This is a genomic window from Candidatus Marinarcus aquaticus (assembly GCF_004116335.1).
GTDB classification, from domain to species: Bacteria; Campylobacterota; Campylobacteria; order Campylobacterales; family Arcobacteraceae; genus Marinarcus; species Marinarcus aquaticus.
Genome location: NZ_PDKN01000003.1, coordinates 266989 through 282402, shown reverse-complemented (window position 1 = coordinate 282402; position 15414 = coordinate 266989). Strand labels below are relative to the sequence as shown.

The 15414-nt window shown below is 34.7% G+C and carries 18 protein-coding genes and 1 other RNA gene; 10 read left to right on the top strand and 9 right to left on the bottom strand.

The genetic code is table 11. From position 1 onward, the window contains the following. The first annotated feature begins 89 nt into the window (after nt 1-89). From CRV04_RS06350 to CRV04_RS06340, 3 genes are all read left to right on the top strand, one after another. The gene (locus tag CRV04_RS06350) at nt 90-485 is read left to right on the top strand and encodes a DUF3010 family protein (protein ID WP_128995986.1); all 396 of its coding nucleotides are present in this window, start codon (nt 90-92) and stop codon (nt 483-485) included. Between the two features lie 30 nt (nt 486-515). Continuing rightward, nucleotides 516-908 carry a VOC family protein gene (locus tag CRV04_RS06345; RefSeq protein WP_128995985.1) on the top strand — a complete coding sequence of 131 codons (393 nt, stop codon included), beginning with the start codon at nt 516-518 and terminating at the stop codon, nt 906-908. A gap of 86 nt (nt 909-994) precedes the next feature. Continuing rightward, entirely contained in the window at nt 995-1900 is a 906-nt protein-coding gene (locus CRV04_RS06340) for a surface lipoprotein assembly modifier (protein ID WP_128995984.1), read from the top strand. Nucleotides 1901-1917: 17 nt separating this feature from the next. On the opposite strand, the gene CRV04_RS06335 is transcribed toward CRV04_RS06340, so the two are convergent. The 6 genes from CRV04_RS06335 to CRV04_RS06310 form a co-directional block, all read right to left on the bottom strand. Next, entirely contained in the window at nt 1918-3645 is a 1728-nt protein-coding gene (locus tag CRV04_RS06335; RefSeq protein WP_128995983.1) for a sensor histidine kinase, read from the bottom strand. Continuing rightward, nucleotides 3632-4306 (bottom strand): response regulator transcription factor, encoded by a 675-nt coding sequence (locus CRV04_RS06330; protein ID WP_128995982.1) that lies wholly within the window; start codon nt 4304-4306, stop codon nt 3632-3634. The genes CRV04_RS06335 and CRV04_RS06330 overlap by 14 nt, the downstream gene beginning before the upstream one ends. A gap of 123 nt (nt 4307-4429) precedes the next feature. Next, nucleotides 4430-5278 (bottom strand): NAD(P)-dependent oxidoreductase, encoded by an 849-nt coding sequence (locus tag CRV04_RS06325; protein WP_128995981.1) that lies wholly within the window; start codon nt 5276-5278, stop codon nt 4430-4432. Between the two features lie 76 nt (nt 5279-5354). Beyond that, nucleotides 5355-7454: a TRAP transporter permease gene (locus CRV04_RS06320; RefSeq protein ID WP_128995980.1), complete on the bottom strand. Its 2100-nt coding sequence runs from the start codon at nt 7452-7454 to the stop codon at nt 5355-5357. 93 nt (nt 7455-7547) lie between these two features. Further along, on the bottom strand, nt 7548-8522 hold the full coding sequence (locus CRV04_RS06315; RefSeq protein ID WP_128995979.1) for a TAXI family TRAP transporter solute-binding subunit: 975 nt from the start codon (nt 8520-8522) through the stop codon (nt 7548-7550). Between the two features lie 146 nt (nt 8523-8668). Continuing rightward, nucleotides 8669-9703 carry an NAD(P)-binding domain-containing protein gene (locus CRV04_RS06310; protein ID WP_128995978.1) on the bottom strand — a complete coding sequence of 345 codons (1035 nt, stop codon included), beginning with the start codon at nt 9701-9703 and terminating at the stop codon, nt 8669-8671. A gap of 176 nt (nt 9704-9879) precedes the next feature. On the opposite strand from CRV04_RS06310, the gene queF reads away from it, so the two are divergent. The 6 genes from queF (at nt 9880) to CRV04_RS06280 (ending at nt 13540) form a co-directional block, all read left to right on the top strand. Beyond that, on the top strand, nt 9880-10257 hold the full coding sequence (queF, locus tag CRV04_RS06305) for a preQ(1) synthase (RefSeq protein WP_128995977.1): 378 nt from the start codon (nt 9880-9882) through the stop codon (nt 10255-10257). Nucleotides 10258-10266: 9 nt separating this feature from the next. Continuing rightward, nucleotides 10267-10887, top strand: coding sequence for a helix-turn-helix domain-containing protein (locus tag CRV04_RS06300; protein ID WP_128995976.1), 621 nt, complete (start codon nt 10267-10269; stop codon nt 10885-10887). A gap of 85 nt (nt 10888-10972) precedes the next feature. Next, nucleotides 10973-11425 carry a MarR family winged helix-turn-helix transcriptional regulator gene (locus tag CRV04_RS06295; protein ID WP_128995975.1) on the top strand — a complete coding sequence of 151 codons (453 nt, stop codon included), beginning with the start codon at nt 10973-10975 and terminating at the stop codon, nt 11423-11425. Between the two features lie 43 nt (nt 11426-11468). Continuing rightward, nucleotides 11469-12035: a YceI family protein gene (locus CRV04_RS06290; protein WP_128995974.1), complete on the top strand. Its 567-nt coding sequence runs from the start codon at nt 11469-11471 to the stop codon at nt 12033-12035. A gap of 29 nt (nt 12036-12064) precedes the next feature. Continuing rightward, a complete protein-coding gene (locus tag CRV04_RS06285) occupies nt 12065-12823 on the top strand; it encodes a DODA-type extradiol aromatic ring-opening family dioxygenase (RefSeq protein ID WP_128995973.1) in 759 nt (252 codons plus the stop codon). A 9-nt stretch (nt 12824-12832) separates the two neighbouring features. After that, the gene (locus CRV04_RS06280) at nt 12833-13540 is read left to right on the top strand and encodes a pirin family protein (protein WP_128995972.1); all 708 of its coding nucleotides are present in this window, start codon (nt 12833-12835) and stop codon (nt 13538-13540) included. A gap of 36 nt (nt 13541-13576) precedes the next feature. Here CRV04_RS06280 and ffs read toward each other — a convergent pair. Then, nucleotides 13577-13673: signal recognition particle sRNA small type (gene ffs / locus CRV04_RS06275), an RNA gene on the bottom strand. Between the two features lie 123 nt (nt 13674-13796). Between ffs and CRV04_RS06270 the strand changes: the two genes are divergently transcribed. Further along, a complete protein-coding gene (locus tag CRV04_RS06270; RefSeq protein WP_128995971.1) occupies nt 13797-14207 on the top strand; it encodes a YqaA family protein in 411 nt (136 codons plus the stop codon). On the opposite strand, the gene CRV04_RS06265 is transcribed toward CRV04_RS06270, so the two are convergent. Then, on the bottom strand, nt 14204-14977 hold the full coding sequence (locus CRV04_RS06265; protein WP_128995970.1) for a TOBE domain-containing protein: 774 nt from the start codon (nt 14975-14977) through the stop codon (nt 14204-14206). The two genes, CRV04_RS06270 and CRV04_RS06265, sit on opposite strands and share 4 nt — an antisense overlap. A 48-nt stretch (nt 14978-15025) precedes the next feature. Further along, nucleotides 15026-15412, bottom strand: coding sequence for a 4Fe-4S dicluster domain-containing protein (locus CRV04_RS06260; RefSeq protein WP_128995969.1), 387 nt, complete (start codon nt 15410-15412; stop codon nt 15026-15028). Between the last annotated feature and the right edge of the window lie 2 nt (nt 15413-15414).

Sequence of the window (15414 nt, the reverse complement as noted above, 5' to 3'; positions counted from 1 at the left end):
AAGAGAAAAATATCGCAATTTGCAATACAATCCAAGTTAACTCTGATTCTTCACTACAATACGCTTATATTTACAATAAAGGCATAATAATGAAGCGATGTGGAATCGAACTTAAAAGCAATCAAGCAATTTTAGTGGTGATGGATGACAATGAATACATCGATTTAAAGATAAAAAAAATCATCCTCGAAGAGGACGAAGAACAACAAAGTATTCGTGAGTTTTGTAACGACTTTTTACACTTTTTAGAAGACAACCAAATAGAAACAATTTTTATAAAAAAACGAGCGAAGAAAGGCACTTTTGCAGGAGGGGCAGTCACTTTTAAAATGGAAGGCCTCATACAACTTAACCCTAAATGCTCCGTTCAATTGATTTCTCCACAAGCAGTGAGCTCCTTTGAGCGTAAAAACAGTGTGCAGTTTCCACATGAGCTGAAAAAATATCAAGAGCAAGCTTACTTAACTTTGATGGCTTCTTTATAATTAGGTTATAATTAAAAAAAAGGAGCTGATATGTTTAAAGTAAAAACCATAGACCATCTTGTTTTAACTGTAAAAGATATTGACGCCACGGTTAATTTTTATACCAAAGTTTTGGGCATGGAAAAAGAGATTTTTAAAGAAACCCGAGTGGCATTGAAGTTTGGGCATCAAAAAATTAATTTGCATGAACTGGGAAATGAGTTTGAACCCAAAGCACACCATGTCAAAGAGGGTTCGGCTGATTTGTGTTTTATCACTGATGCCAGCATCGTAGAGTATCAAAAACATATTGAAAGCTTGGACTACACGGTTATTGAAGGACCTGTAAAAAGAACAGGGGCTTTAGGAGAGATAAACTCCATTTATCTGCGAGACCCCGATGGAAACCTGATTGAAATATCGAATTATATCTATCAAATTTAACGAGATGCTCAAAAATATATAATTCCCCATATTTCCCCATATTTTTCCTTTATAGTGTTTTTAAGACAAAACAAAAAGGAAAAAGAATGAAAAAGATATTGTTACCATCGTTATTGGTCTGTTCTTTGTTTGCCAGTGAGCAAAACTATATTGAAATTGGAGGGGGATTTGTAAAATCAAAAAATAACTTTTCAATTGAATCAGAAGAAAAAATTTCTGGATTAAAAGATGCCAAAGAGGAAACGACAGGTATAGGACATATAGGATTGTTCTATCAATATGAGATTATTAAAGATTTTAATGTCTTAACACAAATTAATGAAGAGGGCTTTAAACTGGGCTCTTCTTTAAATACCAAAGTGGGTAAATTCAGTTTGGGAATGAAAATACACACTTCTGAAGAGTGGGAAGACCCCTATTTAATCAATGAAAACAGAAAAGAGACCGATGTATATGAGATTGGAGGTTATACATCCTATGCATTTTCAGTTAATGAATACTATCAAAGCTCAATAGCATATCAATACAGTACGGTTTCATATGATAAAGAGAGAGTGATAGAGGATTTAGAAAGAGAGGGTGATCGACATTTAGTGGTGTTTAAAAACAGTTTTAAAACGGAAATTTTTTATAAAGAATCAAAATATATCACCAATATAATGTATGAAAAATATAATGCAGATGGAAAAGCGAGTTCTTATGATAAGTATTCATTGGAGTTTGGCGTCTCTTCACAATTACGACATAATTTAAGTTTATCAATTATAGCCAATGTCGGACAAAAAGAGTATGATGCGTTTAATGTTAAAGTCGATGAAACTGTTGATGTTGATATCTATGGGATCAAAGGAGAGTTTGTTTGGGATGAACCTTTTCACTATGAACACGTATATTTAAGTGTGCGAAATGGTTATCAAAAAGAGAATGCCAATGCCGATTTTTACAATAAAGAGAACACTTATGGTGTTGTAAGCATAGGATATAGATTTTAAGAGGGAACTCTTAAAATCTAATGCATAGGTAGTGTGATTAAAAACTCAACCCCATTTTTTATGTTATGTACTTCCAGTTTGCCTTCCATATTTTTTTCAATAATGATTTTACTCATATAAAGCCCCATTCCTAAACCCTGCTCTTTTGTTGTAAAATAGGGTTCAAAAATCTTTTTTAATAGGTGTTCATCAATACCGCCAGCGTTATCTGCTATCTTAATTAAGAGATTTTTTTCCTTTTTACTGAGCGTTATTGTTATCTTAGGCAAAGTGGTTTTATTTTTTAAAAACTCATCTTTGGCATTATTTAAAAGGTTAAAAATGACTTGTGACAGCTCCCCTTTATAACTCTCCAAATAAATGTTGTTTTTATATTTGAAATGCAGTTTGATATCGCAAGATTTAAAACTCTCATTTAAAAGATTGATGGTTTCATGTATGGTTGCGACAACATTAAATCTCTCTTTTTGTTTGGTTACCTTAAAAAAGTTTCTAAAATCATCAATGGTATGTGACATAAAATGAATTTGATGATTTGCTTCATCCGTTTTCTTTTGCAAATATTTTTTATCCAAATTATCAGTTTCATAGGCTGCTTTTAAATTCATAATGATATAAGACAGATGTGTTAAAGGTTGTCTCCATTGATGAGCAATATTGCCTATCATTTCACCCATTGAAGCAAGTTTACTTTGGTTGATTAATATGGTTTCTTGTTGCTGTTTTTCTATCTCTATTTGTTGTATTTTAAAACCAAGGGCAAAAGAGAAGATTAAAGACTCCAATGGAATACCTATGTGCAGAAGATAGAGTTGGGAATTGTCAGTAAAGCTTGTTTCTGTAAAAAAGACAAAAATAAATAAACTTAACCATCCTACAATGTAAGATATTGCAGGTTTATATCCTTTGCTTAATACTTTAATTGCAGAAAAAAGCAAAATTAAAATAATTATATAAGAGGGAATATATCTAAATAACAAACAAACATTAAATATAAGTAAAGATATTAGATCAATAATAGGTAAGCATAAAACAAATATCAAAAATTTATGTATCGTAGGAGTAAGTTTTTTAGTATTTAAAAACTCCATATTAAATAAAATTGATAATATTGCTGTTATTGAGGATAAAATATCCATTAAAAAAGATACATTATATCCATGTTTATAAATTTGTATATTCATAGAATTTATAATTAATATTAGTATTAAAGAGATTTGTAAAAGGGAGTAAAATAAAAATGCTTTTTCTTTATTGTATAAGAAAAAAATAAAATTATATAAAAATGCACAAAAGATGATACCGTAAGTGATTCCAAAGAGTGTTTTTTCATACTTCATAATATACTCATACTCAAATGCGTTAAAAGTCTCAAGCTGTAAAAAGGGCACACGATTGTTATAATTAAAGTGCAACAACAGTGTATCGTTCATGTCTTTATGCAGTTTGATGATGGGATAACTGTTTGTGATGGTGTAATTGACATTTGAAGATACCAAATCCTTGATATTGCAATCCACTCTTAAATAGTAATGAGTATGTTCTAAAGCCTCTTTATTGAGGCTGACTTTGACGATTAATTGAGTATGTTTTTGTTTAAAGAAATCTTTATGAAGTTTATCCAGGGATTGAAATGTCTTACCATTGGTTGAAACATACACATCTTTGAGTAATTCATTCGTTGTTTGTGCCTGTAGATATAAAGAGAAAAGCAGTGTAAACAGCAGATATTTAAATATTGACATGAATTTGGTAACCGATGCCTGAAATATTTTTAATGGCTTGTTTGGATATTTTTTTTCTCAATTCTTTGACGATGGATCTCATTGCATCATCGCTCATAAAACCATCCCATACATAATGATTAAGCTCCTCGTAAGGTACAGTGCGTTTATGATTTTTAATTAAGATATCTAAAAAAAGCATCTCTTTTTTAGTTAATGCAACTTGTTCTTTATTACAAAAAAGTGTCTTATTGAACGTATCATAAATAAATGTTTTGCCGATATTGAAAATATTATTATCTTCAATAAGATCCTCCACACATGATTTAAGAACGGGCAGAAGTTTGTCCGCCGTAATGGGTTTGACTAAATATTTTACCAAACCCAATTCAACGGCATCGAGTAAATAGGGGGTTTCTAAAAATGCAGTGGCCAAAATAATTTTTGTCTTTTTATCGTGAGTTCGTATTTTTTTGATCATCTCCATGCCATTTAATTTGGGCATTTTTATATCCGTAATGATGATATCGGGTTTGTATTTTTTGTATTTTTCAATGCCGTCTATACCATCAATGGCGCGATAAACATGATTGCAATAAAAACTTAAATATTCGACAGCGTTCTCTCGTATGAGACGCTCATCATCAATGTATAAAATTTTGAGATTTTTTAATCCATTCATTCTTTTACCTTTTTTATCAATGATATATGAATAATATGTTGAAAATATGGGATTGTTAAAAAAAGATGAGAACAGAGTTGTTTTAAAAAGTTGAGAGCTATAACACACTCTTTGGAGAGTATGTTATTTAAAAAGCTGATATACAGATGAAAAATCCTCTTCACCTTTTCCGTCCATTTTCATTTTTGAAAAGAGCTCTTTAGGTACGGCTGCAGTGTATAATGGTCGTTTTAAAGAGTAAGCCAAATCTTGTAAGCAATGCAAGTCTTTATTAATTGCGTCATTAGAAAAATGCGCTGAGAAATCTTCATCAATAAGTTTTTGAGTCTTTGCTTTAAGAACAAGCGATTGTCCACCACCCACACCCAAAATCTCCAGCAGTTTGGCTTTGTCAATATTACACGCTTCTCCCAACGCCGTACACTCTGCAATGGTTGCCATAAATGAACCCAAGCACAGGTTGTTAATGAGTTTCATTTTTGAAGCACTTGATGGTTCTTTTAAAAAGAAAATCTCTTTACCAATTTTTTCTAATAGAGGTTTGCATGCATTAAAGACCTCCTCTTTTCCTGCAGTAACAATGGTCACTAAACCTTGAAGCGCAGGAGCAACACTTCCAAAAACAGGAGACTCTAAATAATCGCCCCCTTTATCATTAACCGCATAATGGAAATTTAACACTGTTTCATAATGATTGGTGGTTAAATCAATGATGGTTTTACTTTTTAAATTGGCACTTAAAATTCCATTTTCCATGCTTAAAATCTCATTGACGGCCAATGAATCAAACAGACACATAAACACGGTCTCACACTCTTCAATGAGTGCTTTTGGTGAGGATGCAATTGTGTAAGGCAAATCTTTGATTTTATCTTTGTTACGGTTGTAAACAATCACCTCTTCCCCCATTTCTGTGAGACGTTGAGTGATGGCTTTTCCTAAATTACCTAATCCTATAAATCCTATAGCCATAAAAAATCCTTTATAAAAATATGAAGTTTAATAGAGTGTTTTGTCTCTAAAAAAGCAATAAAGAGGGAAGACCTCTTTATGCTGTTACAGTTTGTCGACGTTTTTGAATGATATAAAGCAGTCCAAAGACACCAAGACCAATGATATATGAGAGATAATGAATTGGAAGGTGCAGGAAATCTTCCATGATTTTTGGTAAGAACATAAATGGTACCACAATTAAAAATGCAAACCGTTCGATGATGTTGGTTTTAACTATAAAATATCCTTGTGTAAAACAAGAAAACGCGGCCATACCTACAAATGCACCTAAGAATATCATTGCAATTTCAAGTGGGTTGGTAATCCAAATCCACCCTTTAGGATCGGCAGGATTAAGCGCATCCACCCCTGAAATTAAAAGCAACTCGGGGTTAAAGAAGAACATGAACGGTAAAATAGCGGTTCGAATGTCATATTTAAATCCTTGAATACCGGTTTTAATTGGGTCTGCTTTTGCAATTCCCGCAGCTGCATACGCGGCCAGTCCAACGGGTGGCGTGTCATCTGCTAGAATACCAAAGTAGAACACAAACAAGTGTGCAGCAATAGCTGGGATTAAAAAGCCATTGTCTTGTGCTAAAATCAGAATAACGGGTGCTGTTAATGACGCCATGACAATATAGTTGGCTGTCGTTGGAAGTCCCATACCCAATACCAAGGATACTAAAGCCGCCAATCCTAAAATCAAGAAGATGTTACCATCAGAGAGCGTTTCAATGACTTCAAGAAGTACTTGTCCCAGACCCGTTAATGTAATGGAACCCACAACAATACCAGCAAGTGCCGTAGCAATAGCAATTGGAACCATGTTTTTAGCCCCTGCACTCATTCCTGCAAGAATATCCACAAAACCACTCAACCAAATATCTCGTGTGAGTTTCTCTTTGGCTAAGAAGGCTCGAAATGGGTGTTGTACTACCATGAGAAGCATCAAAAGCATGATGGCATTAAACGCGGCACTCGCGGCACTCTCTCTTAAAACCATCAAGGTGTACATCAAGAAAAATATCGGTACCAAATAGTGTGCCCCACTCATAAAGGTTTCCCATTTAGAAGGGATGTCCTCTTTTTCCATTCCTTTAAGTCCCAGTTTCAATGCCTCTAAATGCACGATATATAAAAGTGCAAAATAAGAAACAAACGCAGGAATAAATGCGGCATAAATAACATCGGTATACGCCAATCCTAAAAACTCAGCAATAATAAACGCTGCCGCACCCATAACAGGAGGCATCAACTGACCATTCGTGGAAGCTGCAACTTCAACTGCTCCTGCTTGTTCAGGTCGGAAACCGGTACGTTTCATGAGTGGAATGGTAAAGGTTCCTGTGGTTACTGTATTGGCAATAGAACTTCCTGACATGATTCCTGTAAACCCAGAAGCCACAACACTCGCTTTAGCTGGACCCCCTCTGAATCGTCCCAACATGGCAAATGCCAGATTAATAAAGTATTGCCCTGCCCCTGCTTTATCTAAAAGAGATCCAAACAGTACGAATAAAAATACGAAACTTGTACTTACGCCTAAGGGTACACCAAAAATTCCTTCAGTGGTTAAGAACATGTGACCAGCAAGTTTATTCAGACTGGCACCCTTATGAATAATGAGTTCAGGCATATATGGTCCCAACATATCATAGGCTAAAAAGATAATCGCAATGATTGAAAGAGCCATACCCAATACTCTTCGTCCCGTTTCAATAAGGATAATCACACCAATGATGGCTATGACAATATCCATTTGAATATAATCTCCAGGACGTTGTGCTAAATCGGTATAATTGACAGCTAAATATGAAGCACAGTAGACTCCAATGGCTGCAAGGGTGTATCCAAACCAGCGGATTTTTTCTAAAAAATAAGGTTTTTTAAACATGGGGAAAATAAAGAATGTCAATGCAATCCCAAAGGAGAGGTGAATCGAACGGGCAATGGTTGAGTTGATGGGTTCAACGACAATATAGAGTTGGAAAAAGGACCATAAAACCGCAATAATAGAGATCATCCAAAACTCATAATGTTGTGGGCCAAAGACCCTTTGCCCTTCCAAGTCATTGCTCAGGTTTTCGGCTTCCTGTATCTCTTCGTTTTCTAAATCTTTTAGTGTATGCGCTTTCTCTTTGTAAATACTCATAGAACTACCTTCATCTAATTTGTATATTTAAATTAATAAAAACTATTAATTTAAATATACAAAGGGTGACAAAGACCTTTTTAGGTCTTTGTACTATTTAATCAATCCCGCTTCTTTGAAGTATTTTTTTGCACCTTCGTGTAAAGGAGCACTTAAACCATCAAGAAGTGACTCTTTTGTAATGTTTGCATATGCAGGGTGAAGTTGTTTAAACTCATCAAAGTTCTCTAAGATGGCTTTAACGACTGTATAAACGGCTTTATCATCCACATCTGTACTTGTAACCAATACCGCTTTAACCCCAAATGTTGGAGTGTCAGTGTCATTTCCTTTATATAATCCACCGGCAATATTTGCTTGTGCAAAATATGGGTTCTTTTTAACAAATGCATCAACCGCTTTTCCTTGAATTGGAGTAATTTTTACATCTACTGAGTTAGAAGCATCTGTGATGTTTGCATTGGGGTGACCAATCATATAGAAGTAACCATCGATTTTGTCATCTCTTAATGCATCGGGCATCTCTGCTGCTTTAAGTGCACCAGCAAATGCTAAGTCATCTTTTTTAATACCAACGGCTTTAAACAGTGCCAATGCAGTTGCTTCGTTACCACTACCTGGATTACCCAAGTTGATTCTTTTGCCTTTAACATCCATGATACTGTTGATATTGGCATCTTTTCTTGTAACTAATGCAAGTAGTTCAGGATAAATTGCCATTACAGAACGTAATTTTTCAATTTTATTCCCTTCAAATTTTCCAATACCATTGTATGATTGGTACACAACATCACTTTGAACAGTACCAAAATCTAATTCACCATTTTTAATGGTATTTACATTGTAAACAGACCCACCCGTTGATTCAACTGAACATCGAATATTGGTCTCTTTTTTCATTTTATTAACTTGACGGCAAATTGCTCCACCTGTTGGGTAGTATGTACCCGTCACTCCACCTGTACCGATGGTAATAAATTGTGCAGAAAATGCAGGAATACTCAGAGCACCTACTAAAGCAACGGTTGCCAGTGATTTACTCTTTGATAAAAGGCTGATCTTTTTCATTATTTTTTCTCCTTTGTGATTATTTTTACACTTTATTAGTATACTAAGTTAAACCATAAAAAAAATAAAATAGACATATTAATTGAATAGAAAATGATAAATATGAGCTGGAAATGTAAAGAGTTAACCTCTTTACATTTCTAAAATCAGAGTGGTTTGAAGCTTGGATTTTTTTCGAAAAAGGCTTCAACTTTATCTGTATGTGCGTAGATTCGTCCACTTCGTCGCATGAAAGAGTTCACAATATGATACCCATGATTCAGTGCTGCAGCGATGGAACCTCCTGTATTAAATGCAATGTCTCCCGCAACATACATACAGTGTACACTGGTTCGATAATGCTCGTCATAAATAGGGTTGCCCGTTTCATCGAGATCCATCCCACATTTTTTAAGAAAATCAATGGGCGTGGTTCCTCCAATGGCAAAAATCAATCGGTCATAAATGGTGTAGTAACCGTCATTAAAATTGACTTTGATTTTTCCATGTTCATTCTCTACAGATTCAATGTCTGTGTTCATTCGTAATCGAAGTTTCTCTTGACCGTTGTACTGTTTTAAAATGGTCTCATTTTCAGGATTGAGCCGTGAAAAAGTGGGTTTTCTGTAAACAAGAGTGACGTTATTGTCTTCGTCTGCCAATTCATAAGCATACTCTGCAGCTGAGTTTCCACCACCAACAACTAAAATTTTTTCTCCTGTAGAACACTTGTCAAGGTTAAAATTAACAAACTCTTGAATCGATGGAGGGATTTTATAGCTTGGTTTATTGGGTTTGCCCATTTTTCCAATAGCAATAACAACGGCTGTGGCTTTAAAACTTTGAGTTGCTGTGGTGATGACAAAACAGTCTTCATCCTCTTTTCTTATAATGTTTTCAACTTCGGTGTTAAATGCCGTGTCAATTTTATCTTCATCTAAAAGCTGGTCAAAGAAATCCAGCGTCGTCTCTTTCGTACCATCCATAAAAGGGATGTTTCCTTCTATTTGTACGCTTTGACCTTTCCAATCTTTATCCACTCGTTTATTGTCTTTATAAAATTTTCGAATGGTACTGGAGTGGTTGTCTGCTTTATCAATCAATAAGATGTTTTCAATTCCGTGAACTGCAGCTTCAATGGCCGTTGCAATTCCACCCGGTCCGCCCCCTATAATAGCGAAATCATATTTGTCTGTTGTCACTTTTTTCTCCTTGGGTGTGAAATTTGGAAACGCATTATACAATATTTAACATTGAAACCCAACTTATATGGAAAATGTAAGGTTAGCCTGCCATATTTGTAAGAATAATTTAGGTAAAATGGTACTTCCTAGCAATAACAAAATATATTTAAAATAAACTAAAAGGTAAATAATCAATGAAATATGGTGAAAAAGAGATTGTAGAGTTTGACATCAATAAAGAAGAGAATTTTTGGCCAAATCAGCACGAAAAAAGCTACACAATCAATATTGAACTTCCAGAATTTATGGCAAAATGTCCACGAAGTGGGTATCCTGATTTTGCAACCATTAAAATAGAGTACATCCCAAACAAATTAGTTGTGGAATTAAAAGCCTTGAAACTCTATATCAACTCATTTATGAACAGAGAAATTTCACATGAAAACTCTGCAAATGAGATTTTTGACACGCTTTATAATAAACTTGAACCAAAGTGGATGAAAGTGATTGCGGACTTTAAACCAAGAGGAAATGTCCACACGGTTATTGAAATTGATTCAAGTAAGATGTAGGGTTTCAGTTTGGAGAGATTGGTCACAACGAGTGAAGCAGCACAACTTTTAGGCTTGTCTTTACAAGGGGTACATTACCGTATTAAGAATGGACAACTCAAATCACTTAAACAAGGAGGGAAAACCTTTGTGTACGTGACGGAGTTCATGCACAATGCGCAAAATGAACAATCCAATCCAAAACAGGCTGAGCCTACTGCTCAACAAGCTCCCTCTTTTAATCAAGAGGTGATTACAGAGGTCGTTAAAGCCAAAGATGAACAAATCTCGATACTCAAACAAAGCATTGCGTTTTTAAAAGAGCAGTACCAAAATGAGGTCAGACGTTTAGAGAAGAACCAAAAGCGTATCATCAAAGTCTTTAATTCTGAAATCAAACTCTTGCAAAGTGCGTTTAATGAGATGCGTTCAATCTATAAACCGCAACTGCAACAAGAACTCAAATCACAAGAAGAGAAGTATATCTCTATCAATGATTTCACACTCTATTTAAAGCAACACGATAAAAGTGATGCGGATATTAAAAAAATCATCGTAACAAGATTGCGTTTAAAAGACCCGAGATTTATCTATAACAAACGTACAAAGAAGGTCTTTATACACAATACAGATTTCTCAGACTTGCTTTGATTTTCTCTGAATTTTAAAAATTTTTTAAAAACCCTTGACAAATAATACTAATTAGTATTATAATTGCACTCATAAAGAGGTGAATATGAGAAGAGAAGATGTAAAAAGTTATGGTTTTAAAGCAGACAATGCGATGCGCACATGGATGCAAATCTACCGTGCATACAATAAAATCAGAGCAAAAGAGTCTGTCTATATTCAATCTTTTGGTTTAACCATGAACCAGTTCCAAGTTTTGGAAGTGTTGTACCACAGAGGAGATTTGAATATTGGCTCAATTACTAAATTAACAATGAGCACTCCAGGCAACATCACCGTAGTGGTTAAAAATTTAAAACGTGATGGGTTTATCGATTCGCTTCAAGATGTGAACGATAAAAGAGCTTCAATTCTCTCTATCACCCAAAAAGGTCGAGAGGTGATTGAAAAGTTGTTTCCACAACATGCCAAAAACTTTGAAGAGTATTTCAAAGAGTTAGATGAAAATGAGTTGGAAACATTATATACTCTATTATATAAGTTACAGAAATCACAGTAGCTTTTTTTTAGATTTGTATTACTAATTAGTATTAAGGAAGATTATGAAAGTTTTTAAATTAGGTTTATTATCAGTTTTTGTTGCAGGGTCACTCTTTGCAGGTACATATAACATAGATGCAAGTCATTCACACGTGGGTTTTAAAATAAAACACATGATGATTTCAAATGTAAAAGGTCAATTTGATACATTTACTGGAAACATAGAGTACGATGAGAACTCAAATAGTGTAAAAGCAATTAAGGGTCAAGTTGAAACCGCATCCATTAATACGTCAGATGAAAAAAGAGATGAACATTTACGAGCACAAGATTTATTAGATGTGCAAAAATATCCAGAAATCAGCTACACACTTAATAAAGTAGAGGGTGATAAAGCGTATGGAACTTTGAGTATGAAAGGTGTGAGTAAAGAGATTGTCATGGAGCTTGAAAATAATGGGGTGATAAAAGATCCATGGGGAAATCAAAGAGTTGGTTTGGCACTCAATGGTAAAATCAACCGAAAAGATTTTGGTATTACTTGGAATAAAGTATTAGAAGCGGGTGGTGTTGCCGTTGGTGAAGAAGTCAAATTAGAGATTGAATTAGAAGGTGTTTTAGCGAAGTAATTTTTTGCTTGCAGATGAAAGGAGTTTAAATGTTTCCCACACTGTTTATATCACATGGTGCACCCAATACCATTCTTAAAGCAGGAGAGACTAAAAAAAATCTGCGTTCATTTGCAAGTACATTGGATAAGCCAAAGTACATCGTGGTGATATCATCTCATTGGGTGAGTTCATGCATTGAGATGATTTACCCAAAAACAAACACCTTGATGTATGACTTTTACGGTTTTGAAAAAGAGTTGTATGAGTTTACTTATGATATTGCAAGTGATGAAGCAACGTCAAAACATCTTTTAAACAGACTGGAGGCACTGAATATCCAAGTCAATCCTTTACGACAAAGTTTTGACCATGGGGTTTGGACGGCATTAAGCATGATGTATGAGACATTGGATATCCCAGTGATTCAACTGAGCTTGCCTGCGTATTTCAGTGCGCAAGAGTACTTTGAGTTTGGAGAAGCCTTGAAAGTTTTAAAAGATGAAGCACTGTTGGTTTTCAGTGGTTCAATCACTCATAATTTATACGATATTGACCCTACAAATAGTCATACTCCCAAATACGCTACACTCTTTAACGAACAGATAAAAGAGGCGCTTGAAATGGGTGAGTATAAAAAGATTTTAGAGTATGAAAAATTGCCTTATTTTAAAAAAAATCACCACACAAGTGAACACTTCACGCCACTGTTGATTGCTTTGGGTGCAAGTCAAAATCAAAAAGCAACCTCTTTTAACAGTGAGTTTGTCTATGGTAATATATCCATGGAGAGTTACTCTTTTCAATAAGGAGATACAATGTTAACAAAAATTCCAAAAGAACAGATGTTTTTAGCCAATGAAGGTTGGCTAGAGAGTCGTTTTCATTTCAGTTTTGCACAATATCATGACAGACACAATATGAATTTTGGAGTACTAAGAGTACTCAATGATGATATTGTCCATCCCAACAGTGGTTTTGGCATGCATCCACATAAAGATATGGAGATTATTTCATATATCATTGATGGTGAAATCACCCATGAAGATTCTATGGGAAATAAAGAGACCCTTCATCCAGGCGAAGTGCAATACATGAGTGCAGGAACAGGTGTATTACACAGTGAGTATAATCATGGCAAAAGTGATTTACGACTGCTTCAAATTTGGATATTGCCTCCCGCTAAAGGTTTAGAACCTCTGTATGGATCATACAAGTTCAATGAAGCTGAGAAAAAGAACAAATTACTGCATATGGTCTCTTCTTTAGAAGGTAATGCACCTGTAAAATTACATCAAGATGTGAATATTTTTGTGAGTCAGTTAGAGGCACATAAGGAGTTGGAGTTGAATATTAAAAAAAATCGACAACTCTATATGGTACAAATTAAAGGGGAAACCTCTTTTAATGACAAAGTTTTAACACAATCGGATGCTTTAAAAGTACAAGATACCGAGTTTTTAAAGATAAAAGCATTAAAAAATTCAGAATTTTTATGTATCGAGATGGCACAGTCATTGCATTAAGGCATAAAAAAAGAGTGCTTGAAAAAATCAAAGCACTCTTCTTCAGGTACCCAAACACACCAAAAATAGAGGTGCCTTGCTGTGTTCCCACCCTGGGGCGTTGTCTCTAAGAATGATTGTAAGGGGCTAAAGAAGAGCATTCAAAATACCAATGTACTCTCAATGTTCCTCTTTAAGAGGTAAAATTCTATCGAAAAAATCTTAAATTCTATATAAACGCATAAATTACTTCATGCCAATTTGGTTATAATGCCTCATGGTTTATATCACACTCTTTTTTAGTGCACTTATTTCTGCCACACTGTTTCCATTGGGAAGTGAAGCTTTACTGATTTATGATGTTCAACAGGGGCATGCAATAACACTCTTGCTCATTGTTGCCACAGCAGGAAACACTTTAGGCTCCTGTATTAATTATTGGTTGGGTTTAAAAGGGGAAGACTACTTAGAGCACAAAGGTTACATCAAAAAAGCAACTCTTCAAAAGTATCAAAACTTTTTTTATAAATATGGAGGTTACTCTTTACTGCTTTCATGGATGCCCATTATTGGTGATCCATTGACCTTTATAGCAGGCGTATTAAAATACCCTTTTAAATGGTTCTTTCTTTTAGTATTGATTGCAAAGTTTGTACGTTATGCACTCTTGGTCTATGCCATTGTTTAAATAATGGTGATATTAAAGGCTTTAAACGAAGCGTACAGAGTGTCAGCTATTTTTATATCAAGTTTTTTATAGCTTGATGTGGTGATTTTAGAGTAGATGATATCTTTGGCTCCACAATCAATTGTAATGGTTGCACTGATGCCATCATCACTGATGTTTATCACTTTTCCTTCTAAAACATTTCTTGCACTGTTATTGTTGATATCTTTTGTTAAAGTGATATTGTTGGTTTCAATTAAGAAGTTCACTTCATCATTGATTTCTAAACTCTTTCCCATGACAAATTTTTTACTCTCAACAGAGGTCAAGATTTGATTGCATGCTAATTTAATGGAGAGTTCATAGGTTTCATTCACATTTTTTTTATCACAAATAATACCTGAGAGTCTGCAAAACACTGGCTCTTCAAATTGTTCATCCAGTAAGTTTGCATTGAATGAGTCACTGAGTGTTTCAAAGTAGTTTCGATACAAAGATGAAACTTCTTGGTAAGCTTTTATAAGTTCTTTTGCGTAAGCGGTAATGACAGTACCCCCACCGCCTTTACCACCGGTTACTTTTGTCACCAAAGGTTTATTGGAAAGTTTATTCATAATATCCACGCTGTCCCATGCAGCTTTATAGCTCATCTTCATCTCTTTTGCGGCTTTAGAGATTGAACCATAAATCTGAATATTCTGAAGAAGCTCAATACGCCCCTTCCCAATAAAACCTCGGTTATCTTTCTTTATCCAAATACTGCCATCGACATCGAATATATTCTTTTTCATAAGCGTAATATATCTTATAATACAACGATTGTCAAGTCAGACATTGAATTAAAAATCGCTGACGTTGGCACCACTCTCTCGCTCTTCCATAGATACTTCAGCGATGAATTTTTGCTCTTTAACACTTGGTAACATTAAACCTTTTTTCTTGTGCTCTCGGATTTTATAAATACCTTCTTCGTTTTTAGACGCATAGTAATCATTAAAATCGCTTGTATAAGGCATATCCCAAACAATGGCACCTTCCGTTGGACAGGCTTCTGCACATCTTGGTGTATCGGCGTGATCCACACACTCAACACATGATTCTGGTTTTACATAGAAAATATCATCAAATGGATTCTTTTCATTTCCCTCTTCTAAAATTGCTGCTACTGGGCACTCACTTGCACATGCTTCACAACTGATGCACTCATCTGTAATTCTAACTGCCATAT

Coding starts and splice junctions, on each gene's coding strand:
- CRV04_RS06350 (WP_128995986.1), top strand. CDS start 90: ATGAAGCGATGTGGAATCGAACTTAAAAGCAATCAAGCAATTTTAGTG.
- CRV04_RS06345 (WP_128995985.1), top strand. CDS start 516: ATGTTTAAAGTAAAAACCATAGACCATCTTGTTTTAACTGTAAAAGAT.
- CRV04_RS06340 (WP_128995984.1), top strand. CDS start 995: ATGAAAAAGATATTGTTACCATCGTTATTGGTCTGTTCTTTGTTTGCC.
- CRV04_RS06335 (WP_128995983.1), bottom strand. CDS start 3,645: ATGTCAATATTTAAATATCTGCTGTTTACACTGCTTTTCTCTTTATAT.
- CRV04_RS06330 (WP_128995982.1), bottom strand. CDS start 4,306: ATGAATGGATTAAAAAATCTCAAAATTTTATACATTGATGATGAGCGT.
- CRV04_RS06325 (WP_128995981.1), bottom strand. CDS start 5,278: ATGGCTATAGGATTTATAGGATTAGGTAATTTAGGAAAAGCCATCACT.
- CRV04_RS06320 (WP_128995980.1), bottom strand. CDS start 7,454: ATGAGTATTTACAAAGAGAAAGCGCATACACTAAAAGATTTAGAAAAC.
- CRV04_RS06315 (WP_128995979.1), bottom strand. CDS start 8,522: ATGAAAAAGATCAGCCTTTTATCAAAGAGTAAATCACTGGCAACCGTT.
- queF (WP_128995977.1), top strand. CDS start 9,880: ATGAAATATGGTGAAAAAGAGATTGTAGAGTTTGACATCAATAAAGAA.
- CRV04_RS06295 (WP_128995975.1), top strand. CDS start 10,973: ATGAGAAGAGAAGATGTAAAAAGTTATGGTTTTAAAGCAGACAATGCG.
- CRV04_RS06290 (WP_128995974.1), top strand. CDS start 11,469: ATGAAAGTTTTTAAATTAGGTTTATTATCAGTTTTTGTTGCAGGGTCA.
- CRV04_RS06285 (WP_128995973.1), top strand. CDS start 12,065: ATGTTTCCCACACTGTTTATATCACATGGTGCACCCAATACCATTCTT.
- CRV04_RS06280 (WP_128995972.1), top strand. CDS start 12,833: ATGTTAACAAAAATTCCAAAAGAACAGATGTTTTTAGCCAATGAAGGT.
- CRV04_RS06270 (WP_128995971.1), top strand. CDS start 13,797: ATGGTTTATATCACACTCTTTTTTAGTGCACTTATTTCTGCCACACTG.
- CRV04_RS06265 (WP_128995970.1), bottom strand. CDS start 14,977: ATGAAAAAGAATATATTCGATGTCGATGGCAGTATTTGGATAAAGAAA.
- CRV04_RS06260 (WP_128995969.1), bottom strand. CDS start 15,412: ATGGCAGTTAGAATTACAGATGAGTGCATCAGTTGTGAAGCATGTGCA.